This window comes from Streptomyces sp. Je 1-4 4N24, from assembly GCF_026239515.1.
Classification (GTDB): Bacteria; Actinomycetota; Actinomycetes; order Streptomycetales; family Streptomycetaceae; genus Streptomyces; species Streptomyces nigrescens.
Map to the genome: position 1 here is coordinate 6609375 of NZ_CP110836.1, position 19730 is coordinate 6629104.

13 protein-coding genes are annotated in these 19730 nt (G+C 73.4%); 3 read left to right on the plus strand and 10 right to left on the minus strand.

The genetic code is table 11. The features are described from left to right. Positions 1-64: 64 nt before the first annotated feature. The gene (locus SLV14N_RS28840; RefSeq protein WP_208684830.1) at positions 65-1522 is read left to right on the plus strand and encodes a regulator; all 1458 of its coding nucleotides are present in this window, start codon (positions 65-67) and stop codon (positions 1520-1522) included. A gap of 38 nt (positions 1523-1560) precedes the next feature. Here the strand turns inward: SLV14N_RS28840 and SLV14N_RS28845 are convergent, their stop codons facing one another. The 3 genes from SLV14N_RS28845 to SLV14N_RS28855 all read right to left on the minus strand — a co-directional run bounded on the left by SLV14N_RS28845 (position 1561) and on the right by SLV14N_RS28855 (position 4683). Then, a complete protein-coding gene (locus SLV14N_RS28845; RefSeq protein WP_263271681.1) occupies positions 1561-2976 on the minus strand; it encodes an FAD-dependent oxidoreductase in 1416 nt (471 codons plus the stop codon). 194 nt (positions 2977-3170) lie between these two features. Continuing rightward, on the minus strand, positions 3171-4088 hold the full coding sequence (locus SLV14N_RS28850) for a TIGR01777 family oxidoreductase (protein ID WP_208684834.1): 918 nt from the start codon (positions 4086-4088) through the stop codon (positions 3171-3173). Positions 4089-4164: 76 nt separating this feature from the next. Continuing rightward, the gene (locus SLV14N_RS28855; protein ID WP_263271682.1) at positions 4165-4683 is read right to left on the minus strand and encodes a DUF4240 domain-containing protein; all 519 of its coding nucleotides are present in this window, start codon (positions 4681-4683) and stop codon (positions 4165-4167) included. Between the two features lie 242 nt (positions 4684-4925). On the opposite strand from SLV14N_RS28855, the gene SLV14N_RS28860 reads away from it, so the two are divergent. Further along, the gene (locus SLV14N_RS28860) at positions 4926-6836 is read left to right on the plus strand and encodes a hypothetical protein (protein ID WP_263271683.1); all 1911 of its coding nucleotides are present in this window, start codon (positions 4926-4928) and stop codon (positions 6834-6836) included. A gap of 112 nt (positions 6837-6948) precedes the next feature. Beyond that, positions 6949-7869 (plus strand): SDR family oxidoreductase, encoded by a 921-nt coding sequence (locus SLV14N_RS28865; RefSeq protein WP_263271685.1) that lies wholly within the window; start codon positions 6949-6951, stop codon positions 7867-7869. A 177-nt stretch (positions 7870-8046) separates the two neighbouring features. Here the strand turns inward: SLV14N_RS28865 and SLV14N_RS28870 are convergent, their stop codons facing one another. The 7 genes from SLV14N_RS28870 to SLV14N_RS28900 form a co-directional block, all read right to left on the minus strand. Continuing rightward, on the minus strand, positions 8047-9054 hold the full coding sequence (locus SLV14N_RS28870; protein WP_263271686.1) for a YafY family protein: 1008 nt from the start codon (positions 9052-9054) through the stop codon (positions 8047-8049). Positions 9055-9873: 819 nt separating this feature from the next. Next, a complete protein-coding gene (gene aceE, locus SLV14N_RS28875) occupies positions 9874-12546 on the minus strand; it encodes a pyruvate dehydrogenase (acetyl-transferring), homodimeric type (RefSeq protein ID WP_263271688.1) in 2673 nt (890 codons plus the stop codon). Positions 12547-12809: 263 nt separating this feature from the next. Then, the gene (locus tag SLV14N_RS28880; protein WP_208684846.1) at positions 12810-13433 is read right to left on the minus strand and encodes a GntR family transcriptional regulator; all 624 of its coding nucleotides are present in this window, start codon (positions 13431-13433) and stop codon (positions 12810-12812) included. Between the two features lie 193 nt (positions 13434-13626). After that, entirely contained in the window at positions 13627-15372 is a 1746-nt protein-coding gene (sucB, locus tag SLV14N_RS28885; RefSeq protein WP_263271689.1) for a 2-oxoglutarate dehydrogenase, E2 component, dihydrolipoamide succinyltransferase, read from the minus strand. A 56-nt stretch (positions 15373-15428) separates the two neighbouring features. Then, the gene (gene lpdA, locus SLV14N_RS28890; protein WP_208684850.1) at positions 15429-16817 is read right to left on the minus strand and encodes a dihydrolipoyl dehydrogenase; all 1389 of its coding nucleotides are present in this window, start codon (positions 16815-16817) and stop codon (positions 15429-15431) included. Between the two features lie 325 nt (positions 16818-17142). After that, positions 17143-18690, minus strand: coding sequence for a leucyl aminopeptidase (locus tag SLV14N_RS28895; RefSeq protein ID WP_208684852.1), 1548 nt, complete (start codon positions 18688-18690; stop codon positions 17143-17145). 197 nt (positions 18691-18887) lie between these two features. Then, positions 18888-19682 carry an adenosylcobinamide-GDP ribazoletransferase gene (locus SLV14N_RS28900; protein ID WP_263271690.1) on the minus strand — a complete coding sequence of 265 codons (795 nt, stop codon included), beginning with the start codon at positions 19680-19682 and terminating at the stop codon, positions 18888-18890. Positions 19683-19730 lie beyond the last annotated feature (48 nt).

The following is a 19730-nucleotide window of genomic DNA, read 5'->3' on the forward strand; positions in this document are numbered from 1 at the left end:
CATGCCGGACAGGGTCCGCCGAACCCGGCAGTGCGGCCCGGAAGGCAGGAGACCGGTAAAGCTGATGACGGAACGACCCCCGCACCACACGCCCAACCGCCAGCTCGCCGCGCTCATCGCCGAGGCCGGATTCTCCAATGCCGGGCTGGCCAGACGCGTCGATCAGCTGGGTATCGAGCACGGCCTCGACCTCCGTTACGACAAGACGTCGGTGACCCGCTGGCTGCGCGGCCAGCAGCCCAGAGGCACCACCCCCGCGCTCATCGCGGAGGTGTTCACCCGCCGGCTGGGGCGCCGGCTGTCCGCACAGGACCTCGGCCTGGACGCCTGCGCGCCGGTGTACGCCGGACTGGAATTCGCCGCGACCCCCAGCGAGGCGGTGGACATCGTCAGCGGCCTGTGGCGCAAGGACTCCGGCAGCCACGCGGAGCTCCGCAAGATCGCCTTCACCCCGGCCGGGCTCGTGGTGCCCAGCCGGGACTGGCTGATCGGCCGCGCCGACGAACGCGTCGCCCGCGGTGAGGCGGCCCAGCCCGAGGGCGCGGGCCGGGTGCCCGCACAGGGCCGGGTCACGGTGCCGCGCCAGCGCCGCAACGACCGGGTCGACCGCACCCAGGGCTCCCGGGTCACCTCCGGTGACATCGCGGCGCTGCGCTCGGTCGGCGAGCTGTTCCGGGCGCTGGACCACGCCTACGGCGGCGGCCACGCCCGGCAGGCCCTGGTGCGCTATCTGGAGCACGAGGCCGAGCCGATGCTGCGCGGCACCTACGGCGAGGCCACCGGCCGCCGGCTGTTCGCCGCCGCCGCCGATCTGACCCGGCTGGCGGGCTGGACCTCGTACGACATCGCGGCCCACGGTCTGGCGCAGCGGTACTTCGTCCAGGCCCTGCGGCTGGCCCAGGCGGCCGGCGACCGGGCGTACGGGTCCTACGTCCTGGTGACGATGAGCCGGCAGGCCGTCTATCTGGGGCACGGCAGGGAGGCCGTCCAGCTGGCGCGCGTCGCCCAGCAGGGCATCGGCAGCAGTGCGCCGCCCACGGTGCAGGCGCTGCTGCACTCCGCGGAGGCCCGCGGACATGGCGTCCTGGGCGAGGTCCGGGCCTGTACGGCGGCGCTGGCCCGCGCCGAGCGGGCGCTGGAGACCGCCCGCCCCGGCGACGACACCCCGTACTGGGCGCGCTTCTTCGACGAGGCGCAGCTGGCCGACGAACTGGCGCACTGCCACCGCGATCTCCAGCAGTACCGCGCGGCCTCCCAGCACGCCGAACGCTCCCTCCAGCTGCGCGCGGCCGGCTTCGCCCGCAGCCGGCTCTTCTGCCGGGTGGTGCTGGCGACCGCGCGGCTGGGCCTGGGGGAGCTGGAGCAGGCCTGCACGCTGGGCGCCGAGGCCGCGCTCCAGGCCTCCGAGATGCGGTCCGTACGGGCCCACGAGTACGTCCGGGAGTTCGAGCGCCGCCTGGAGCCGTACCGGGACGCGGCGGCGGTCCGGGGGTATCGGGAACGGGTGGCGGCGCTGGGGTGACCCCCGGCCGGGCCCCGGGGCACCCCAGGGCCCGGAGGTCAGGCCGCCGTGGGCAGGGTGTCCGGTTCCGTCGTGAGGGCGGGCAGGCCGAAGTCCTGGAGGACGGCGCGGGCCGCGCGCCGTCCCGAGTTCAGGGCGCCCTGGAGCGTGCTGGTGTCGCGGTGGTCGCCGCACACATAGAGACCGGCGAGCACCCGCACCGGGCGCTCCGGGTCGTACGGTGCGGGCATCGCGGGGACCGCGTACGGGTCGTGATGGGCGGTCAGCAGCTGCCGGTCCGCGGTGTGCGCGCCGTAGATCCGGTCGAGCTGCGGCCGGACCGTCCGGTCGAGCACGGACACCGGCAGCGCCGCCGCGGCCCCGTGCACGGCCGTGGTGATCAGGGACCGGCCCGGCGGCGTACGGGACGGGTCGATCGCGCCGGCGACGTAGGTGTAGGCGACCGGGCCGTCGGTAGGCAGGATCAGCGCCGTGTCGCGCAGCGCCGCGCCGCGGCTTCCGGGGGCCACCGTCGCGGTGTGGTGCAGGACGGTCACCGAGTGGAAGGCGGGCACCCGCAGTCCCGGCAGCAGCTCGGCCGCCTCGCGTGCGCCGGTCGCCACCAGTACCGCCCGGCACGGGATATGGCCGTGCTCCGCGGTGCTGACGCCGGTGGTGGAGACGGCGGTGACCTGCACGGACGTACGGACCGTGCCGGGTGGCAGCGCGGCGGCGAGCAGTTCGGGGACGGCTGCGGCGCCGCCGGCCGGCAGCCACAACCGGCCCTCGGCGTAGGCGCGCAGCGCCGCCGCGGCACCCCGGCTGGAGCCGCGCAGCTGCGGATCGCACAGCAGCGCGCCCAGCAGGGGCCGCAGCAGCGCGTCATGGGCGCGCGGCGGGAAGGCGGGGCGGCCCGCCAGGGCGTCGCGGATCGGGCGGTCGGCGGGCGGGGCGTGGGTGGCGGAGGCCGGGGGAGTGACGGAGGTGACGGCGGCGCGGTCGGCGCGGCGGTCCGTACGCCGGTCCGTGTCCTGCTCGCCCCACCGGTCGGTGAGACGGCCTGTCTGGCGGCCCGCGTGACGGCCCGCCTGACGGTCCGTCCGGCGCTCCGTACGACGGTCGGCGCGCGAGAGGGCGCGTGCCGCGGCGAGGGCGCCCCTGGTGCTCCGGGGTGCGCTGATGCGTTGCGCCCGTTGGCCGTTGTGGAGGATTGGACCGGGTGCGAACGGACGCAGTGTCAGCTCGCCGAGCCCCGGCGTACGGCGCAGCTCGGCTGCGGAGACGGCCAGCGGCCGCGCGCAGCGGTCCAGCCGGAAGCCGTCGAGAGGGTCGGTGACGGAGCGGCCACCGATCCGTGGCGCGGCCTCCAGAACGGTGACCGACACTCCTACGCCGGTCAGATGGCGGGCGGCGGCGAGTCCGGCCGGGCCGGCTCCCACGATGACGACGTCCACGGCCGATGCGGTGCGCAGCACTTGCCCCTCCCGAGGTCGGTCCCAAATGGCGGCACCGAGTGTCATGCCCGGTACAGCTGCGAGAGATGCCGAGTCGAGTGTGTGAGGTGACGGGCAGGGAGGGGGCGGCCCGTGCGACAGGGGTTTCCGGGGCGTGCCGGAGGGCCCTTGGTCACAGCTTGCGGTGGCGGCCGGGCGGGTCTCGCCCTGGACGTCTAGGCGGCGGCCCGGACCGCTTCCATGATGCGGGGGTGGCGGAAGGAGAAACCGGAGTCCAGCAGCCGCTGCGGGATGACCCGCTGGCTGCCCAGCACGTCACCGGCGAACTCGCCGAGGACGGTCCGCAGCACCGGCGCCGGGACGGAGAACAGCGTGGGGCGGTTCAGCACCTTGCCCATCACGGCGGTCACCTCGCGGTTGGTGACCGGTTCCGGTGCCGTGAGGTTGACCGGCCCGGCCAGGTCCTCGGTGTCGAGGAGATGGCGGAGCGCCGCGATGTGGTCGTCCAGGGAGATGAAGCTCCAGTACTGGCTGCCGTCGCCGAGCCGCCCGCCCAGGCCGAGCCGGAAGACCGGGAAGAGCCGGCCCCAGGCGCCGCCCGAGCGCGCCACGACCAGACCGGTGCGGGCGAAGACGGTACGGATACCCGCGTCCTGGGCCGGCTTCGCGGCGTCCTCCCAGGCCGTACAGACCTCCGGCAGGAACCCGTGGCCGGCCGGCGCGCTCTCGTCCGTACGCCGGTCGCCGGTGTCGCCGTAGTAGCCGATCGCGCTGCCGCACACGAAGACCCGCGGCGGGGTGTCCATGGCGGCGAGGGCAGAGGCGATGGCCCGGGTGCCCAGTACCCGGCTGTCGCGGATCTCCTGCTTGTAGGCGGCCGTCCAGCGGTGGTCGCCGACCCCGGCGCCGGCCAGATGGACCACCGCCTCGCAGCCGGCCAGCCCCGCCGTGTCGACCTCCTGCCGCTTGGGGTCCCAGCGCACTTCACCGGGGGCCGTGGGCGCACGCCGTACGAGCCGGACGACGTCATGGCCTCCCCCTGGGCCCCCGGCCCGGGAGGTGTCCCCGCTGCGCAGGGACCGTACGAGCGCCGTGCCGATGAGTCCGGTCGAGCCGGTGATCGCGATCCGCATGGAGCCATACTGCCCGCAGCGGCGGGCCGGTGGCGGCACCCCTGGCCGGATGCCGCCACCGGCCCGCGACACGCCCCTACGGCTTGAAGCGGTCCCAGAGGGTGGGGAAGCGCTCCGCCATGGTCTGGTCGTCGTCGAAGTCGAGGTAGGTGCCGAGCGGTTCGCGGGGCGGCGGGGGCAGTTCCAGGTCCGGCATCACCCCGCCGGTCATCTGCTCGTACGCCTCGTCGGCCGCGTAGCCCAGCTCCTCGGCGTCGCCGTCCACCGTCTCGTCGAAGTCGTCCACCAGCTCGGCGAGCTGGTCCGGGTCGTGCAGCGTGCCCTCGAAGACCTCCCGGCCCTGGCCGATCAGCCAGCAGCGGAAGTAGTCGAAGGCGTCATCGCTGGCGCCGCCCAGCATCACGGAGGCGGCGGCCCACAGATCCCAGGAGTACGCCCGGTTGTAGCGGGCCTCGAAGTGGCGGGCGAAGTCCACGACGGCGTCCGGGTCGAGCCCGAGCAGCCGCTCGACCAGTGCGTCGGCCTGCTCCTCGGGGTCGCCCTCAGCGGCCTCGCGGGAGCCGTCGATCAGCTCCCAGAACTCCGTCTCGTCCATCACCGCTCCAGCATCTGCCCTGCCGGCGCCCGGCGCATGCGGAGTACCCCGGATGCGAGGGGGTCGTTATCCGGAATGATGACGGGCCGTCCGGAAGGGTGACGGGGTGTTCGGATCGCCGCTCGCGCACCCCGGTCGGTGATCCGTCTTGTGACCGTCCCAAGAATCACTCGTTGGAAGGCGTGCAACGGCAAACGACCGTATATCCCCCATTTCGCGAAGGGCTGTTCCAGGCCATGCCCATGGACGAACGCACCCGGGCCGATGTCGAACGGGCCGAGGCGGCCATCGTCGAGCACTATCCACGGCTCGTCCGCCTCACCTACCTCGTACTGCCCCCGTCGACGGGCCGCCACCGCCGGGTCCTGACCGCACACGGTCTGGTCCAGCGCGCGCTGCCCCGGACCCGGCTGCGCCGCCCGGACGGCGGGCTGCCGGCGCAGCGCGGCCCGGCTCCCGAGTCCGGCTACGACCTGGTGCGGCAACGGGCCCTGCGACTGGCGCTGGCGTACGAGGCACAGCCGGTCCGGGGACTGCCGGCCCTGCCCCTCGTCTGGGGGCTGCGGCTCTTCCCGCGGGCCGGCGGCGCCGATGAACTCGCCCTGGACCAGGCGCTGTCCGCCGCCCCGGCAGCGGTACGGGCCGCCCTCGGGCTGTGGCACCTGGAAGGCCTGGACGAGGACGCCGCGCGCGCCGTGCTGGCGCGGGCCGGGGCCGAGGACCCGGACGCGGCGCAGCGGGCGGCCGCGCAGCTGGACCGCGAGACCGGCGCCGGGGCGGCGGCCCTGCTCAGCTCCGGGGAGTTCGACCCGTGCATGGTGCAGACCCGGCCGACGGATCTGCTGCGCCGCCGGCAGCGGGTGCGGGTGGTGGCCGCGGTGGCGGCCGTGCTCGCGATCGGCGCGGCGGTGGCCGGAGCCTGGCCCGGCACGGCGGACCGGGCGGGGCGCGCCGAGACCGCCGCGCTGCAGGCGCTGGACCCGGGCCGGCTGCTGCGCACCCCCAACGAGCAGTGGACGGACACCTCCCGGGTCGACTTCACCGCCTGGCCCGTCCGCGGCCGGCAGGCCGGTGACCGGAAACTGCTGGCACGGGCGCTGCGGGTCTGGGCGACGCCGCCCCCCGACACCCGGATCACGGCGGCCGCGGACACCTCCACCCGGCCGCCCGGCCATCCGCCGCAGCTGCTGTACGCGGGCCTGATCGACAACGTCATGGTGGTGGTCCTCCACGACGGGGAGCGGCTGGTGCGCTACGCCGAGCCCGAAGACGCCACGCCCACACTGCACTTCGCCCGGGTCGACGGCGCGGATCTGACGACCGCTGCCGCGCTGGTGATCGGGCGCGGCAACGGCTGGATGCGTTATCTGCTCGCGCCGTGGATCTCCGAGATCACCACCCGCGATCTGCTGGCGCCGGCCGCCCCGCCGCACGGGCTGCACGTCGCCCCCGACGGGGTCACCGACCGGATCCCGATCCCGCCCCCCGCGGGCGCCGGCTGCGGGCGCTGGCCGGTGGCCCAGCTCCGGCCCTCGACGCGGATCGTGGCGCCCGGCCGGAACGCCGCCTTCCTGGTGGCCGACCTCGACGATCTCGCCCCCGTCTCTCTCACCTCCGGGCCCCCGCCCTCGCCCGGCGCACCGGCCGGTGCGCCGGGCGAGGCGACCGGCGCTCCCGCGCTGCGGAGCTGGGCCCGTACGGCCTGCTCGCTCGGGTCGCTGCGGGGCACCGGCGTACGGACCATCAACACCTGGGAGTTCGCGCAACAGCGGCTCCCCGAGGACGGCGGCAGCGCGACCTGGGTGTGCACCCGCGCCGACACCTGGCGCGGGCCCGGCAGCGCGACCCTGCGGTTCGTACCGCCCGCCGCGCGCCCGGCCGACCCCGGCCGGATCGCCGGACGGGCCGTGAACACCGCTGCCTGCGGCCGCTTCGGGCCCGATGTGGTGGGGGACATCCACTGGCGGGCGAAGTCCGGCAGGTGGTATCTGCTCGCGGCCGGCAGCCAGGACGTCGGCGGACTCGACGCCACGGGCGGGGTCCGCGCCACCGCCGCGGAGGGCACTCTCGCCGCGCCGGCCGGGCCGGACACCCCGGCGGAGGTCATCGGGCGGCTGCGGAGCGGGGGGAGCGTACGGGCGCCGCATCCGTAACCGGTGGACGGATTGCCGTGCAGTGCGCGCTGAATCCGGACAGAAGGTGTCGGGTATCGCTGTCAGGGTCGCCGTGCAGAGGCAAGGCACCTGACAGCGAGGAGTGGCGTACGTGACCGGACAGAAAGAACTGGCGGGACGGGTGGCGCTGGTCGCCGGGGCGACCCGGGGCGCCGGGCGGGCGATGGCGGTGGAGCTGGGCCGGGCCGGGGCCCTGGTCTATGTGACGGGGCGGACGACCCGGGAGCGGACCAGCGAGGTCGGCCGGCCCACGGAGACGATCGAGCAGACCGCGGAGCTGGTGACCGCCGCGGGCGGCATCGGCATCGCCGTACCGACCGACCATCTGGACCCGGCGCAGGTCAAGGGGCTGACCGAGCGCATCGACCGGGAGCAGGGACGGCTGGATGTGCTGGTCAACAGTGTCTGGGGCGGTGACCGGCTGCTCGAGTTCAACACCAAGCTGTGGGACCTCGACCTGGAGAACGGGCTGCGGATGTTCCGTCTCGGCATCGACACCCACGTCATCACCAGCCACTACGCACTGCCGCTGCTGATCCGGCGGCCCGGCGGCCTGGTCATCGAAGTCACCGACGGCACCGACACCTTCAACCGCACCTACCGCGAGAACCTCTGCTTCGACCTCACCAAGAACGCCCCGCACCGCATGGCCTTCGGCCTCGCCGCCGAGCTGAAGGAGTACGGCGGCACGGCGGTCTCGCTCACCCCCGGCTTTCTGCGGTCCGAGGAGATGCTGGACCACTTCGGGGTGACGGAGGAAACCTGGCGCGACGCGGTGGCCAAGGAACCGCACTTCGCCATCGCCGAGTCGCCGGCCCTGATCGGCCGCGGAGTCCGCGCGCTGGCCGCCGACCCGGACAAGGCACGCTGGAGCGGTCAGTCGCTCTCCAGCGGACAGCTGGCGGAGGAGTACGACTTCACCGACACCGATGGCTCCCGGCCCGACGCCTTCGGCTACTTCGCGGACGTGGTCTTCGGCGGGAAGGACGGGAGCGCGGCCGACTACCGCTAACCCCTGCGGGGTGCGGCGACGGTCTTGGGCCCTTGGGACCTGCGTGTTCCGCGGGAGGTGCCGAGCCAAGAGGTGCCGGCCGGCGTCCGCGGGTGTGTTGTGGCTGGTCGCGCGGTTCCCCGCGCCCCTTTGGGGCGCAGCCGCACCGGGCTTCGGCGAGGCCGCTCGGCCCCCCGGTCACGTGTACAGCGCGGCCGTCCGCCGGGCGGCCGCGGCGAACTGGGCACGCAGTCCGGGGGGCGCGAGTATCTCGCCCTCCGGGCCGAGCCCCAGCAGCTGGGCGTAGGCGACGTCGGCGGACTCCACGGCAAGGGTGACCGTCAGCCGGCCCCGCTCGTCGGGGCCGCCCGCGCTCTGCGCCCGGGCGATCGCCTCGCGGGCCGCCGCGCGTTCGGTAACGTACGGCAGCTGGCGGACGCCGCGCGCGGAGAGCCGCAGCACCACCTCCTCGTGCAGGATCGACCGGGCGAACTGCGCCGCCCGCTCCGCCCAGAACGCCGGGAGGTCGAAGGACGCATCACGGGTGAACCGCTCCCCGGCTGTCTCGGCTCCGGAGGCCCGGTCACGCTCCGCGAGCGCCACGGCGGCGAACCGGTCGACCCGGTAGACGCGGAAATCCCCCTCCGTACGCGCCGCCAGATACCAGACCCCCGCCTTCAGCACGAGGCCGTACGGCTCCAACTCCCGCTCCACCTCGGTGTCCTTGCGGCGGTAGCGGGCGGTGACCCGGCGGTCGTCCCAGACGGCGTCGGCGATCTCGGGCAGCAGGGCGGGGGTCTCGGGCTCCTGATACCAGGCGGGTGCGTCGAGATGGAAGCGCTGGGCGACGCCCGTCGCGGCGTCCCGCAGCTCGGGCAACAGGGCGGCGGAAACCTTCAGCCGGGCGGCGGAGGCGGCGTCCGCGAGCCCCATCTCGCGCAGGGCGGAGGGCACGCCGGACAGGAAGAGCGCTTCCGCCTCGCTGCGGCCGAGGCCGGTGAGGCGGGTGCGGTAGCCGCCTATGAGGCGGTAGCCGCCCGCCCGGCCACGGTCCGCGTAAACGGGCACCCCCGCTTCGGAGAGCGAGAGGACGTCCCGGGCGACCGTCCGCTCGGAAACCTCCAACTCCCGCGCCAGCTCGGCCCCCGTCATCGACGGCCGCGCCTGGAGCAGCAGCACCATCTTGATCAGCCGCGCAGCACGCATGTCCCCATCATGCCGGGGGGCACTGACAATGGGTTGTCTGCGTCCGCGGGTGCGGTTGTGGCTGGGCGCGCCGTTCCCCGCGCCCCTTCGTGGCGCGGCCGATCCGTCACTTGCTTCGGGGGCTGTGCGGGTTGGTGGGGGCTGGGGTGTTGCGGGTTGCGTGGTTGCCGCGGGGGTCGGAGGGGACGCACCGGGACCCGTCCTCGGCGCGGGCGACGCGGCTGCGTGCGATTGATTGCCCCGGCGTTCGCTCCGGTCCTGCGGGCGGGCCCCGGTACATCCCCTCCAACCGTTCAGCGTTGCCGACTGCGGCCCGGTGACACCGTCCGTCAAGACCTACCTCGGCCCGCGACCAATCTGCGGGCTGCCCCCTGCCAAGGGGTGCCGCATGGGTTGGTGACGGTGATCGGTACGGCGGGAGAGCCGCCCACGTACGGCGGTCGGAGGGGATGTCCGGTGAGCCGCCCGCAGGACCGGAGCGAACAACGGGGCTCCCAACCTCTGGGACCAGGGCCGCCCGCGCCGAGGACGGATTACCGGGCGTCCCCTCCGGCCCCCCACCCACACCCCGTAGGCGCACCGGCCCCAGCCCACCGCAAACCGCAAACCGCGAACGGCGAACGGCGAACGGCAAACCGCGAACGATAAAGCCCGGCCCGGCCGTAGCCAGGGCATGGTCGGCCGGGCCGGTGGTGGGTTCCCGTGCGGAGGCCCCGGGCGCGGGAAGGTGGCCTCCGCACGGGAGATCGGGGTGCCCCTGAGGGGCGAGGGGCGGTCTGCCACCGCCCGCGTGTCACAGGCCGCGGCGCGGCCCGTGAATCAGAGGCCGTAGCGCTCCTTGGCCTCCTTGACGGTCTCCGGCTTGACCTGGCCGCGGCGGGCGAGCGCGGCCAGCGCCTGGACGACGACCGACTGCGGGTCGACACCGAAGTGCCGGCGGGCCGCCTCGCGGGTGTCGGACAGGCCGAAGCCGTCGGTGCCGATGGAGGTCCAGTCCTGCTCGACCCAGGGGGCGATCTGGTCGGGGACCGCGCGCATCCAGTCGCTGACCGCGACGACCGGGCCGGGGGCACCGGCCAGGGCACGGGTGACGTACGGGATGCGGTCCTCGCCGTCCAGACGGGCGGCATCGCACTCCAGGGCGTCCCGGCGCAGCTCCGTCCAGGACGGCGCCGACCACACGTCCGCCGCCACACCCCAGTCGGCGGCCAGCAGCTGCTGCGCCTCCAGGGCCCAGTGGATGGCGGTGCCGGACGCCAGCAGCTGGAGCTGCGGGCTGTCGGCCTCGGGCCTGGCGCCCTCGTTGAAGCGGTAGAGGCCCTTGAGGATGCCCTCTTCGACGCCCTCCGGCATGGCCGGCTGGACCTTGGTCTCGTTGTAGACCGTGAGGTAGTAGAAGACGTCCTCGGCGTCCGGGCCGTACATACGGCGCAGACCTTCCTTGACGATGACCGCGACCTCGTAGGCGAAGGCCGGGTCGTAGGAGAGCGCCGCCGGGTTGGTGGAGGCGATCAGGTGCGAGTGGCCGTCGGCGTGCTGGAGGCCCTCGCCGGTCATCGTCGTACGGCCGGCGGTCGCGCCGATGACGAAGCCGCGGCCCAACTGGTCGGCCAGCGCCCAGAACTGGTCGGCGGTGCGCTGCCAGCCGAACATCGAGTAGAAGATGTAGAAGGGGATCATCGGCTCGCCGTGCGTCGCGTACGAGGTCGCGGCGGCGGTGAAGTCGGCGAGCGAACCGGCCTCGGTGATGCCCTCGTTGAGGATCTGGCCGTCCTTGGCTTCCTTGTACCAGAGCAGCTGATCGCGGTCGACCGGGTCGTACGTCGCGCCCTTGGGGGAGTAGAGGCCGGCCGTCGGGAAGAGCGACTCCATGCCGAAGGTGCGGGCCTCGTCGGGGACGATGGGGACCCAGCGCTTGCCGGTCTCCTTGTCCCGCATCAGGTCCTTGATCAGCCGGACGAACGCCATGGTGGTGGCGATCTCCTGGCTGCCGGAGCCCTTCTTCAGCGCGTCGAAGGCCTTGTCGGCGGGCATCGGCAGCGGCTTGGGGACGACCTTGCGGGCGGGGGCCGGGCCGTCCAGGGCCGCGCGCCGCTCGCGCAGGTAGACCATCTCGGGGGAGTCGTCGGCCGGGCGCCAGTACGGCACCTGGCCGCCCTCCAGCGCGCTGTCCGGGATGGGGAGTTCGAGGACGTCACGCATGGTGCGGAACTCCGCCATGGTGAGCTTCTTCATCTGGTGGTTGGCGTTACGGGACTCGAAGCCCGTGCCGAGGGTGTAGCCCTTGACGGTCTGCGCCAGGATGACGGTCGGCGCGCCCTGGTGCTCGACGGCGGCCTTGTAGGCGGCGTACACCTTGCGCGGCTCGTGGCCGGCGCGGGAGGTCTGGAACAGCTCCAGCAGCTTGGCGTCGGTCAGCCGGTCGGCGAGGGCCTTCAGGGACTCGTTGGCGCCGAAGAAGTGTTCGCGCAGGTAGGCGGCGTCGCGGGTGGCGTAGGTCTGGAACTGCGCGTCGGGGGTCTCGCCGAGGCGACGGATCAGGGCGCCGTCGGTGTCGAGCGCGAAGACCTCGTCCCAGGCCTGGCCCCACAGCGACTTGACGACGTTCCAGCCGGCCGCGCGGAACTGGGCCTCCAGCTCCTGCACGATCTTGAAGTTGGGGCGGACGGGACCGTCGAGGCGCTGCAGGTTGCAGTTGATGACGAAGGTCAGGTTGTCCAGGCCCTCACGGCCGGCCAGCGCCAGGGCGGCGGTCGACTCGGGCTCGTCCATCTCGCCGTCGCCCAGGAAGGCCCAGACGTGGGAGTTGGCGGTGTCCTTGATGCCGCGGTGCTCCAGATAGCGGTTGAAGCGCGCCTGGTAGATCGCGGAGAGCGGGCCGAGGCCCATGGAGACGGTGGGGAACTCCCACAGCCAGGGCAGCCGCCGCGGGTGCGGGTAGGAGGGCAGGCCCTCACCGCCGGTCTCCTGGCGGAAGCGGTCGAGGTGGTCCTCGGTGAGGCGGCCTTCGAGGAAGGCGCGGGCGTAGACGCCGGGGGAGGCGTGGCCCTGGATGTAGAGCTGGTCGCCGCTGCCGTCGCCTTCCTTGCCGCGGAAGAAGTGCTGGAAGCCGGTCTCGTAGAGCCAGGCGGCGGAGGCGAAGGTGGCGATGTGGCCGCCGAGGCCCAGCGCGGAGCCGCGGGTGACCATCGCGGCGGCGTTCCAGCGGTTCCAGGCGGTGATCCTGGCCTCCATCGCCTCGTCGCCCGGGAAGTCGGGCTCGGCGGAGGTCGGGATGGTGTTGACGTAGTCCGTCTCCAGGAGGGACGGCAGGGCGGTGCCCTCGGTGCGCGCGGTGTGCTCAAGGGCACGGCGCATCAGGTACGCGGCGCGATGCGGGCCCGCCGCCTTGGTGACGGCGTCGAGCGACTCGCGCCACTCGGTCGTCTCCTCGGGGTCGCGGTCCGGGAGCTGGTCGAGCTGGCTGTACGGCAGGCGCACGGGATCGGGCATGGGTGGCCCCTTTCCGGACGGGAGGTAGCTCGGGGGTGCCGTCGTGATCGGGCCGCGTCCTCAGGGTGGACGGCGGCCTTGACGACACCCCCTACGAGTTCGGCAGGCAGGGTTGTCGCGCCCCGAGGGAGGACGATACGCCTCTGATCGATGATCGATCAACGCTCAATGAAGGAAAAACCGCAGGTCGGCACGGGGTGCCGCACTTTCGGGCACCGCGTGCCAGTCCTGCAGAGGGTCTGCCGGCCCCTCCCGGACCCGCCTCAGACCCGGGGCGCGCAGCTCAGCACATGCGACTTGAGCAGGGCGCCGATCTTCGGATCGCGCCGCCGGAACGCGTCCACGATCTCCTGGTGGTCCTGGGCGTGCGAGCGCGGCTCCGGGCTGAACCAGCGGATCGACAGCGTCGTCCAGACCTCGATGCCCAGCGACTCCCAGGTGTGCAGCAGCACGGCGTTCCCGGCCGCCCGCACGATCTCCCGGTGGAAGGCCACCGTGTGCCGCACCTGGGCCTCCCCGTCACCGGCCAGATCCGCCTCGTGCAGCGCCGCCACCTCGCGCTCCAGCGCCACGGTGTCCTCGGCCAGCCGCCCCGCCGCCAGCTCGGCGGCCACCTGCTCCAGCCCGGCCCGCACCGGGTAGCTCTCCTTGAGGTCGTCGGCGGTCAGGTTCCGTACCCGTACGCCCTTGTTCGGCGCCGACTCGATCAGCTGCAGCGACTCCAGCTCGCGCAGCGCCTCCCGTACGGGCGTCTGGCTGACCTCCAGCTCCACCGCGATCCGCCGCTCCACGATCCGCTCGCCCGGCTGCCAGCGGCCGCTGACGATCCCCTCGAGGATGTGCTCGCGGATCTGCTCGCGCAGCGAATGGACGACGGGCGGGGTCATGAGGTGCTCCTTCAGAGCGGGCGGTGGCAGGAGGGCCATTATCCGGGAGGCGCGAGGGGGTCGGTCCGGGAGGCGCGGCGGGGCCGGGCGCGGACCCCGGGCCGTCGCGGGCCGGGGAAGCAAAAGGGCCGGCCCCGGCTCGTACGAACCGGGGCCGACCCTCAGGACACGCCTGTCGCGTGACTGCCGGGACTCAGAGACCGATCTCGGTCTCGAACTCGGCGGCCTCCAGGATCTGCTTGACCGTGGTCAGGTAGCGGGCGGCGTCGGCGCCGTCCACCAGACGGTGGTCGTAGGAGAGCGCGAGGTAGGTCATGTCGCGCACCGCGATGGTCTCGCCGAGGTCCGGGTGGTTGATGACCACCGGGCGCTTGACGGTGGCACCGATGCCCAGGATGCCGACCTGGTTCGGGGGCACGATGACGGTGTCGAACAGGGCGCCGCGCGAACCGGTGTTGCTGATGGTGAAGGTCGCACCGGACAGCTCGTCCGGCGTGATCTTGTTCGCGCGGACCTTGCCCGCCAGGTCCGCCGTCTTGCGGGCGATACCGGCGATGTTGAGGTCACCGGCGTCCTTGATGACCGGGGTCATCAGGCCCTTCTCCGCGTCCACCGCGATACCGACGTTCTCGGTGTCGAAGTAGGAGATGGTGCCCTCGTCCTCGTTGATCCGGGCGTTGATGACCGGGTGGGCCTTCAGCGCCTGGACCGCGGCCTTGACGAAGAACGGCATCGGGGAGAGCTTGACGCCCTCACGCTGCGCGAACGCGTCCTTGGCCTGGTTGCGCATCCGCATGATCTTGGTGATGTCCACCTCGACCACGGAGGTCAGCTGCGCCTGGCTGTGCAGGGCCTTCATCATGTTGTCGCCGATGACCTTGCGCATCCGCGGCATCTTGACGGTCTGACCGCGCAGCGGCGACGCCTCGATGGCCGGAGCCTTCGACGCGGCGGGGGCAGCGGCGGCGGCCGGCGCGGCAGCCTTGGCGGCCTCGGCGGCGGCGATGACGTCCTGCTTGCGGATACGGCCACCGACGCCGGTGCCCTTGACCGTGGCGAGGTCGACACCGCTCTCCGCGGCGAGCTTGCGCACCAGCGGGGTGACGTACGCGCCCTCACCGGCGGCCGGAGCCGGGGCGGCGGGGGCGGCAGCCGGGGCCGGGGCGGCCGGAGCCGGCGCGGGGGCCGGGGCCGGAGCGGCCGGGGCGGCGGGCGCCGGGGCGGCAGCAGCCGGAGCCGGAGCCGGGGTGGGCTCCGGGGCCGGAGCGGCGGCCGGGGCCGGGGCGGCGGCCGGGGCGGCCGGAGCCGGAGCGGCGGACGGGGCGGCACCGGCGGCACCGATGACGGCGAGCTTGGCGCCGACCTCGGCGGTCTCGTCCTCGCCGACGACGATCTCCAGCAGGGTGCCGGAGGCCGGCGCCGGGATCTCGGTGTCGACCTTGTCGGTGGAGACCTCCAGCAGCGGCTCGTCGGCCTGGACCTCCTCGCCGACCTCCTTCAGCCAGCGGGTGACGGTGCCCTCGGTGACGCTCTCGCCGAGCGCGGGGAGGACGACGTCCGTGCCCTCGGCGCCGCCCGCGGGGGCAGCGGCGGGGGCGGGGGCCTCGGCCGCGGGGGCCGGGGCGGGCTCGGGCTCGGGCTGGGCCTCGGCGGCGGGCGCCTCGGCAGCGGCGGGCGTCGGAGCGGCAGCCGGCGCACCGGTGCCGTCATCGATGACGGCCAGCTCGGCGCCGACCTCCACGGTCTCGTCCTCGGCCACCTTGATGGCGGTCAGGACGCCGGCGGCCGGGGCCGGGATCTCGGTGTCGACCTTGTCGGTCGACACCTCGAGCAGCGGCTCGTCGGCCTCGACGCGCTCACCCTCGGCCTTGAGCCAGCGAGTGACGGTGCCCTCGGTGACGCTCTCGCCGAGCGCCGGCAGGGTTACGGAAACCGCCATGGTTTCAGTTGCTCCTTACAAGTGTGGTGCGGATGTGGTCGCGCCCGGGACTGGGGTCAGTCGTGGGAGTGGAGAGGCTTGCCGGCCAGGGCCAGGTGGGCCTCGCCGAGAGCCTCGTTCTGCGTCGGGTGCGCGTGCACGAGCTGCGCAACCTCGGCCGGCAGGGCCTCCCAGTTGTAGACCAGCTGGGCCTCACCGACCTGCTCGCCCATACGGTCACCGACCATGTGGACGCCGACCACGGCACCGTCCTTGACCTGGACGAGCTTGATCTCGCCCGTGGTCTTGAGGATCTTGCTCTTGCCGTTGCCCGCGAGGTTGTACTTGAGAGCGACGACCTTGTCGGCGCCGTACAGCTCCTTGGCCTTGGCCTCGGTGATACCCACCGAAGCGACCTCGGGGTGGCAGTACGTCACGCGCGGCACGCCGTCGTAGTCGATCGGCACGGTCTTCTGACCGGCCAGCCGCTCCGCCACCAGCATGCCCTCGGCGAAGCCGACGTGCGCGAGCTGGAGGGTGGGAACGAGGTCACCGACGGCCGAGATGGTCGGCACGTTGGTCTGCATGTACTCGTCGACCAGGACATAGCCGCGGTCCATCGCGACGCCCTGCTCCTCGTAGCCCAGGCCCGCCGAGACCGGCCCGCGGCCGATCGCGACCAGCAGCACCTCGGCCTCGAAGGTCTTGCCGTCGGCGAGGGTGACCTGCACGCCGTCGGCGGTGTACTCGGCCTTGTCGAAGAAGGTGCCGAGGTTGAACTTGATGCCACGCTTGCGGAAGGCCCGCTCCAGCAGCTTGGAGCTGTTCTCGTCCTCGACCGGGACGAGGTGCTTGAGGCCCTCGATGACGGTCACGTCGGTGCCGAAGGACTTCCACGCGGAGGCGAACTCGACGCCGATGACGCCGCCGCCCAGCACGATCGCGGACTTCGGCACGCGGTCCAGCGTGAGCGCGTGGTCCGAGGAGATGATGCGGTTGCCGTCGATCTCCAGGCCCGGCAGCGACTTCGGCACGGAGCCGGTCGCCAGCAGGACGTGGCGGCCCTGGACACGCTGGCCGTTCACATCGACGGAGGTCGGGGAGGACAGCCGGCCCTCGCCCTCGATGTACGTCACCTTGCGGGAGGCGACCAGGCCCTGGAGGCCCTTGTACAGGCCGGAGATCACGTCGTCCTTGTACTTGTGGACGGCCGCGATGTCGATGCCCTCGAAGGTGGCCTTGACGCCGAACTGGTCGGCTTCACGAGCCTGGTCGGCGATCTCACCGGCGTGCAGCAGCGCCTTGGTGGGGATGCAGCCGTTGTGCAGGCAGGTGCCGCCGAGCTTGTTCTTCTCGATCAGGGCGACGTCCAGGCCCAGCTGCGCCCCGCGCAGGGCAGCGGCGTAACCACCGCTACCGCCTCCGAGGATCACTAGGTCGAAAACGGTGCTGGCGTCGTTCGCCACGTCACGTCCTCCATGCATGGGTACGCCGGAGCCGGTCTCCAATGACCGGACGGCGGCTGTGGTTCGGCCGCTTTTACTTCGGCCCTGGGTAAGGGGGGCCCTGTCCTGCCGAGAACCCATCTTCGCACTTGTTCCACGAAGCCGGGACGGCGGGCCGGGCACTGAGACGGTGATCAGTCGCCCCGTACGGGTTACTGGCGCGTACAGATGTACTGATTTCGTTGTGGGCGAACGCCGGGCGCACGCGCACCAACGGCCCCGGGCGGTCTGCCTGGGGCCGTGGCGGATATCACGGGCGAAGGGGAGGAAGCCGGTACCCCGGCCGTCAGCCCAGGTCGCCCGCGGCGGTGCGCTCCGCGAGCCGGACCAGGGTGCGCACCGCGGATCCCGTGCCGCCCTTGGGGGTGTAGCCCCAGGGCGCGCCCTCGTGGAAGGCCGGGCCCGCGATGTCCAGGTGCGCCCAGGGGATGCCCTCGCCGATGAACTCCTTGAGGAAGAGCCCGGCGACCAGGCCGCCGCCCATCCGCTCGCCCATGTTGGCGAGGTCCGCGACCGGGGAGTCCATGCCCTTGCGCAGCTCGGACGGCATCGGCATCGGCCAGGACTGCTCGCCGACCTCCTCGGCGATCTCGTGCACCGAGGTACGGAAAGCGTCGTCGTTGGCCATGATCCCGAAGGTGCGGTGGCCCAGCGCCAGCACCATCGCACCGGTCAGGGTGGCGACGTCCACGATCGCGTCCGGTGACTCCTCCGAGGCGCGGGTCAGCGCGTCGGCCAGCACCAGACGGCCCTCGGCGTCGGTGTTGAGCACCTCGACGGTCTTGCCGCTGTACATCCTCAGCACATCACCGGGACGGGTGGCGGAGCCGGACGGCATGTTCTCGGCGAGCGCCAGCCAGCCGGTGACATTCACCTCCAGGCCGAGCCGGGCGGCGGCCACGACCGCGGAGAACACGGCGGCCGCGCCGCTCATGTCGCACTTCATGGTCTCGTTGTGGCCGGCCGGCTTGAGCGAGATGCCGCCCGAGTCGTAGGTGATGCCCTTGCCGACCAGCGCCAGGGTCTTGGCTGCCTTGGAGTGGGTGTAGGCGATCCGCACCAGCCGCGGCGGGGCCTGCGAGCCCTGGCCGACGCCCAGCAGACCGCCGTAGCCGCCCTTCTTGAGTGCCTTCTCGTCGAGCACCTCGACCTTGAGGCCGAACTCCTTGGCCGCTGCCTGCGCCTCGGCCGCGAAGGACTTCGGGTCGAGGTCGTTGGGGGGCAGGTTGATCAGGTCGCGGGCGCGGTTGATCTCCTCGGCCAGCGCCTGGGAGCGCGCGGCGGCGGCCTTGAACTCCTTGTCGCGCGGCTTGCCGCCGAGGAGTGCGACCTCCCCGAGCGGCGCCGACTTGGCGTCGTTCTTCTTGGCGCCCTTGCCGTTCTGCGCGCTGTTGGCGTTGCTGCGGGAGGCGGCGTAGGAGTACGCGCCGAGCAGGGCGCCCTCGCTCACCGCGGCGGCCGCCTCGGCGTCCTCGACGGGCAGTGCGAAACCGGCCTTCTTGCTGCCGGCCAGCGCACGGGCGGCGCTGCCCGCGGCGCGCCGCAGCGCCTCGTGGCCATAGCCGTCGTCCTTGCCCGGCGCCTCGCCCAGGCCGACCGCCAGCACGACCGGCGCCTTGAGGCCGTCCGCGGCGGGCAGCTTGGTCACCTCGCCCTCGGCACCACTCGCGCCGAGGGTCTCCAGCACGGCGGCGAGCTTGCCGCCGAAGGCCTTGTCCACGGCTTCCGCGCCGGGGGCGACAACGATGCCCTTGGCGCCCTTGGCCACGCCGACGACGACGGCATCCGCACGCAGCGTCGCGGCGGAAGAAGTACTGAGGGTCAGTGCAGTCACGGTGATGAGGGTCCTGTTCCGTCCGGGGAATCCGTCTGCGCGCAGCGCGCTGCTGCGGCTGAGCCTACGCTCGGCGGCGCCACAAGGCCCGTCCGATACCACACCGCCACATAACGGTGCCCCGGCAGTTGCCCGTATACCCGGTGAACTGCCCTTCCGGTCACTTCAGTTGGGTGTGGGGAAGGGGCCCGCCGGCGCTAACCGAGCGTCAGCGCGACCAGTGCCGCCAGTCCCGCGCTCTCCGCGAGCGCCCCGAACACATCGCCGGTCACCCCGCCGAACCGCCGCCGGCAGTGCCGCAGCACCAGTTCGCCCACCCCGAGGCCGCACAGCGCCGCGAGCCCGGTGTGCAGCGCGCCGTACGGCCCGGAACCGGCCCCGGCGGCCGCGCACCCGGCGGCCACCAGCGCCGCGCACAGCAGCGCCGCCCGCACCGGGACGGTGCCCGCGACCGCCGCGCCGAGTCCCTCAGGGCGGGCGGCCGGCACCCCCGCGCGGGAGGCGAGGGTCAGCGCACAGCGGGCGGTGACCGCCGCGACGGCCGCCGCGACGGCGCCGTGCGCCCAGCCGTCCGCGTACAGCTCGTACAGCGCGGCCACCTGGGCCAGCAGGGTGAACAGCAGCGTGATCACCCCGAACGGGCCGATGTCGGACTGCTTCATGATGCGCAGCGCGTCCTCGGCGGGCCTGCCGCTGCCCAGCCCGTCGGCGGTGTCGGCGAGTCCGTCCAGATGCAGTCCGCGGGTGAGTACGGCGGGCACCGCGGCGCTGCCGACCGCGGCGAGCAGCGGCCCGCCGCCGAGCACCAGCAGCGCCCCGCCGACCGCGGCCGCGCCCAGCCCGACGACCAGCCCGGCCAGCGGTGCGCAGAGCATCCCGCCGCGCGCCGCCGCCCGGTCCCAGCGGGTGACGCGGACCGGCAGCACGGTCAGCGTGCCGAACACGAAGCGCAGGGCGTCGGACGGGGCCGGGGGAGTGGGGCTCTCGGTCATCGCGGCAGGCTATCCGGGCGTCCACCGCGTTTGACTGCCGGTTCCGGC

Bases quoted from the DNA above. Each gene is read 5' to 3' on its own strand.
- SLV14N_RS28840 (WP_208684830.1), top strand. From the start codon at position 65: ATGACGGAACGACCCCCGCACCACACGCCCAACCGCCAGCTCGCCGCG.
- SLV14N_RS28850 (WP_208684834.1), bottom strand. From the start codon at position 4,088: ATGCGGATCGCGATCACCGGCTCGACCGGACTCATCGGCACGGCGCTC.
- SLV14N_RS28855 (WP_263271682.1), bottom strand. From the start codon at position 4,683: ATGGACGAGACGGAGTTCTGGGAGCTGATCGACGGCTCCCGCGAGGCC.
- SLV14N_RS28860 (WP_263271683.1), top strand. From the start codon at position 4,926: ATGGACGAACGCACCCGGGCCGATGTCGAACGGGCCGAGGCGGCCATC.
- SLV14N_RS28870 (WP_263271686.1), bottom strand. From the start codon at position 9,054: ATGCGTGCTGCGCGGCTGATCAAGATGGTGCTGCTGCTCCAGGCGCGG.
- aceE (WP_263271688.1), bottom strand. From the start codon at position 12,546: ATGCCCGATCCCGTGCGCCTGCCGTACAGCCAGCTCGACCAGCTCCCG.
- SLV14N_RS28880 (WP_208684846.1), bottom strand. From the start codon at position 13,433: ATGACCCCGCCCGTCGTCCATTCGCTGCGCGAGCAGATCCGCGAGCAC.
- sucB (WP_263271689.1), bottom strand. From the start codon at position 15,372: ATGGCGGTTTCCGTAACCCTGCCGGCGCTCGGCGAGAGCGTCACCGAG.
- SLV14N_RS28900 (WP_263271690.1), bottom strand. From the start codon at position 19,682: ATGACCGAGAGCCCCACTCCCCCGGCCCCGTCCGACGCCCTGCGCTTC.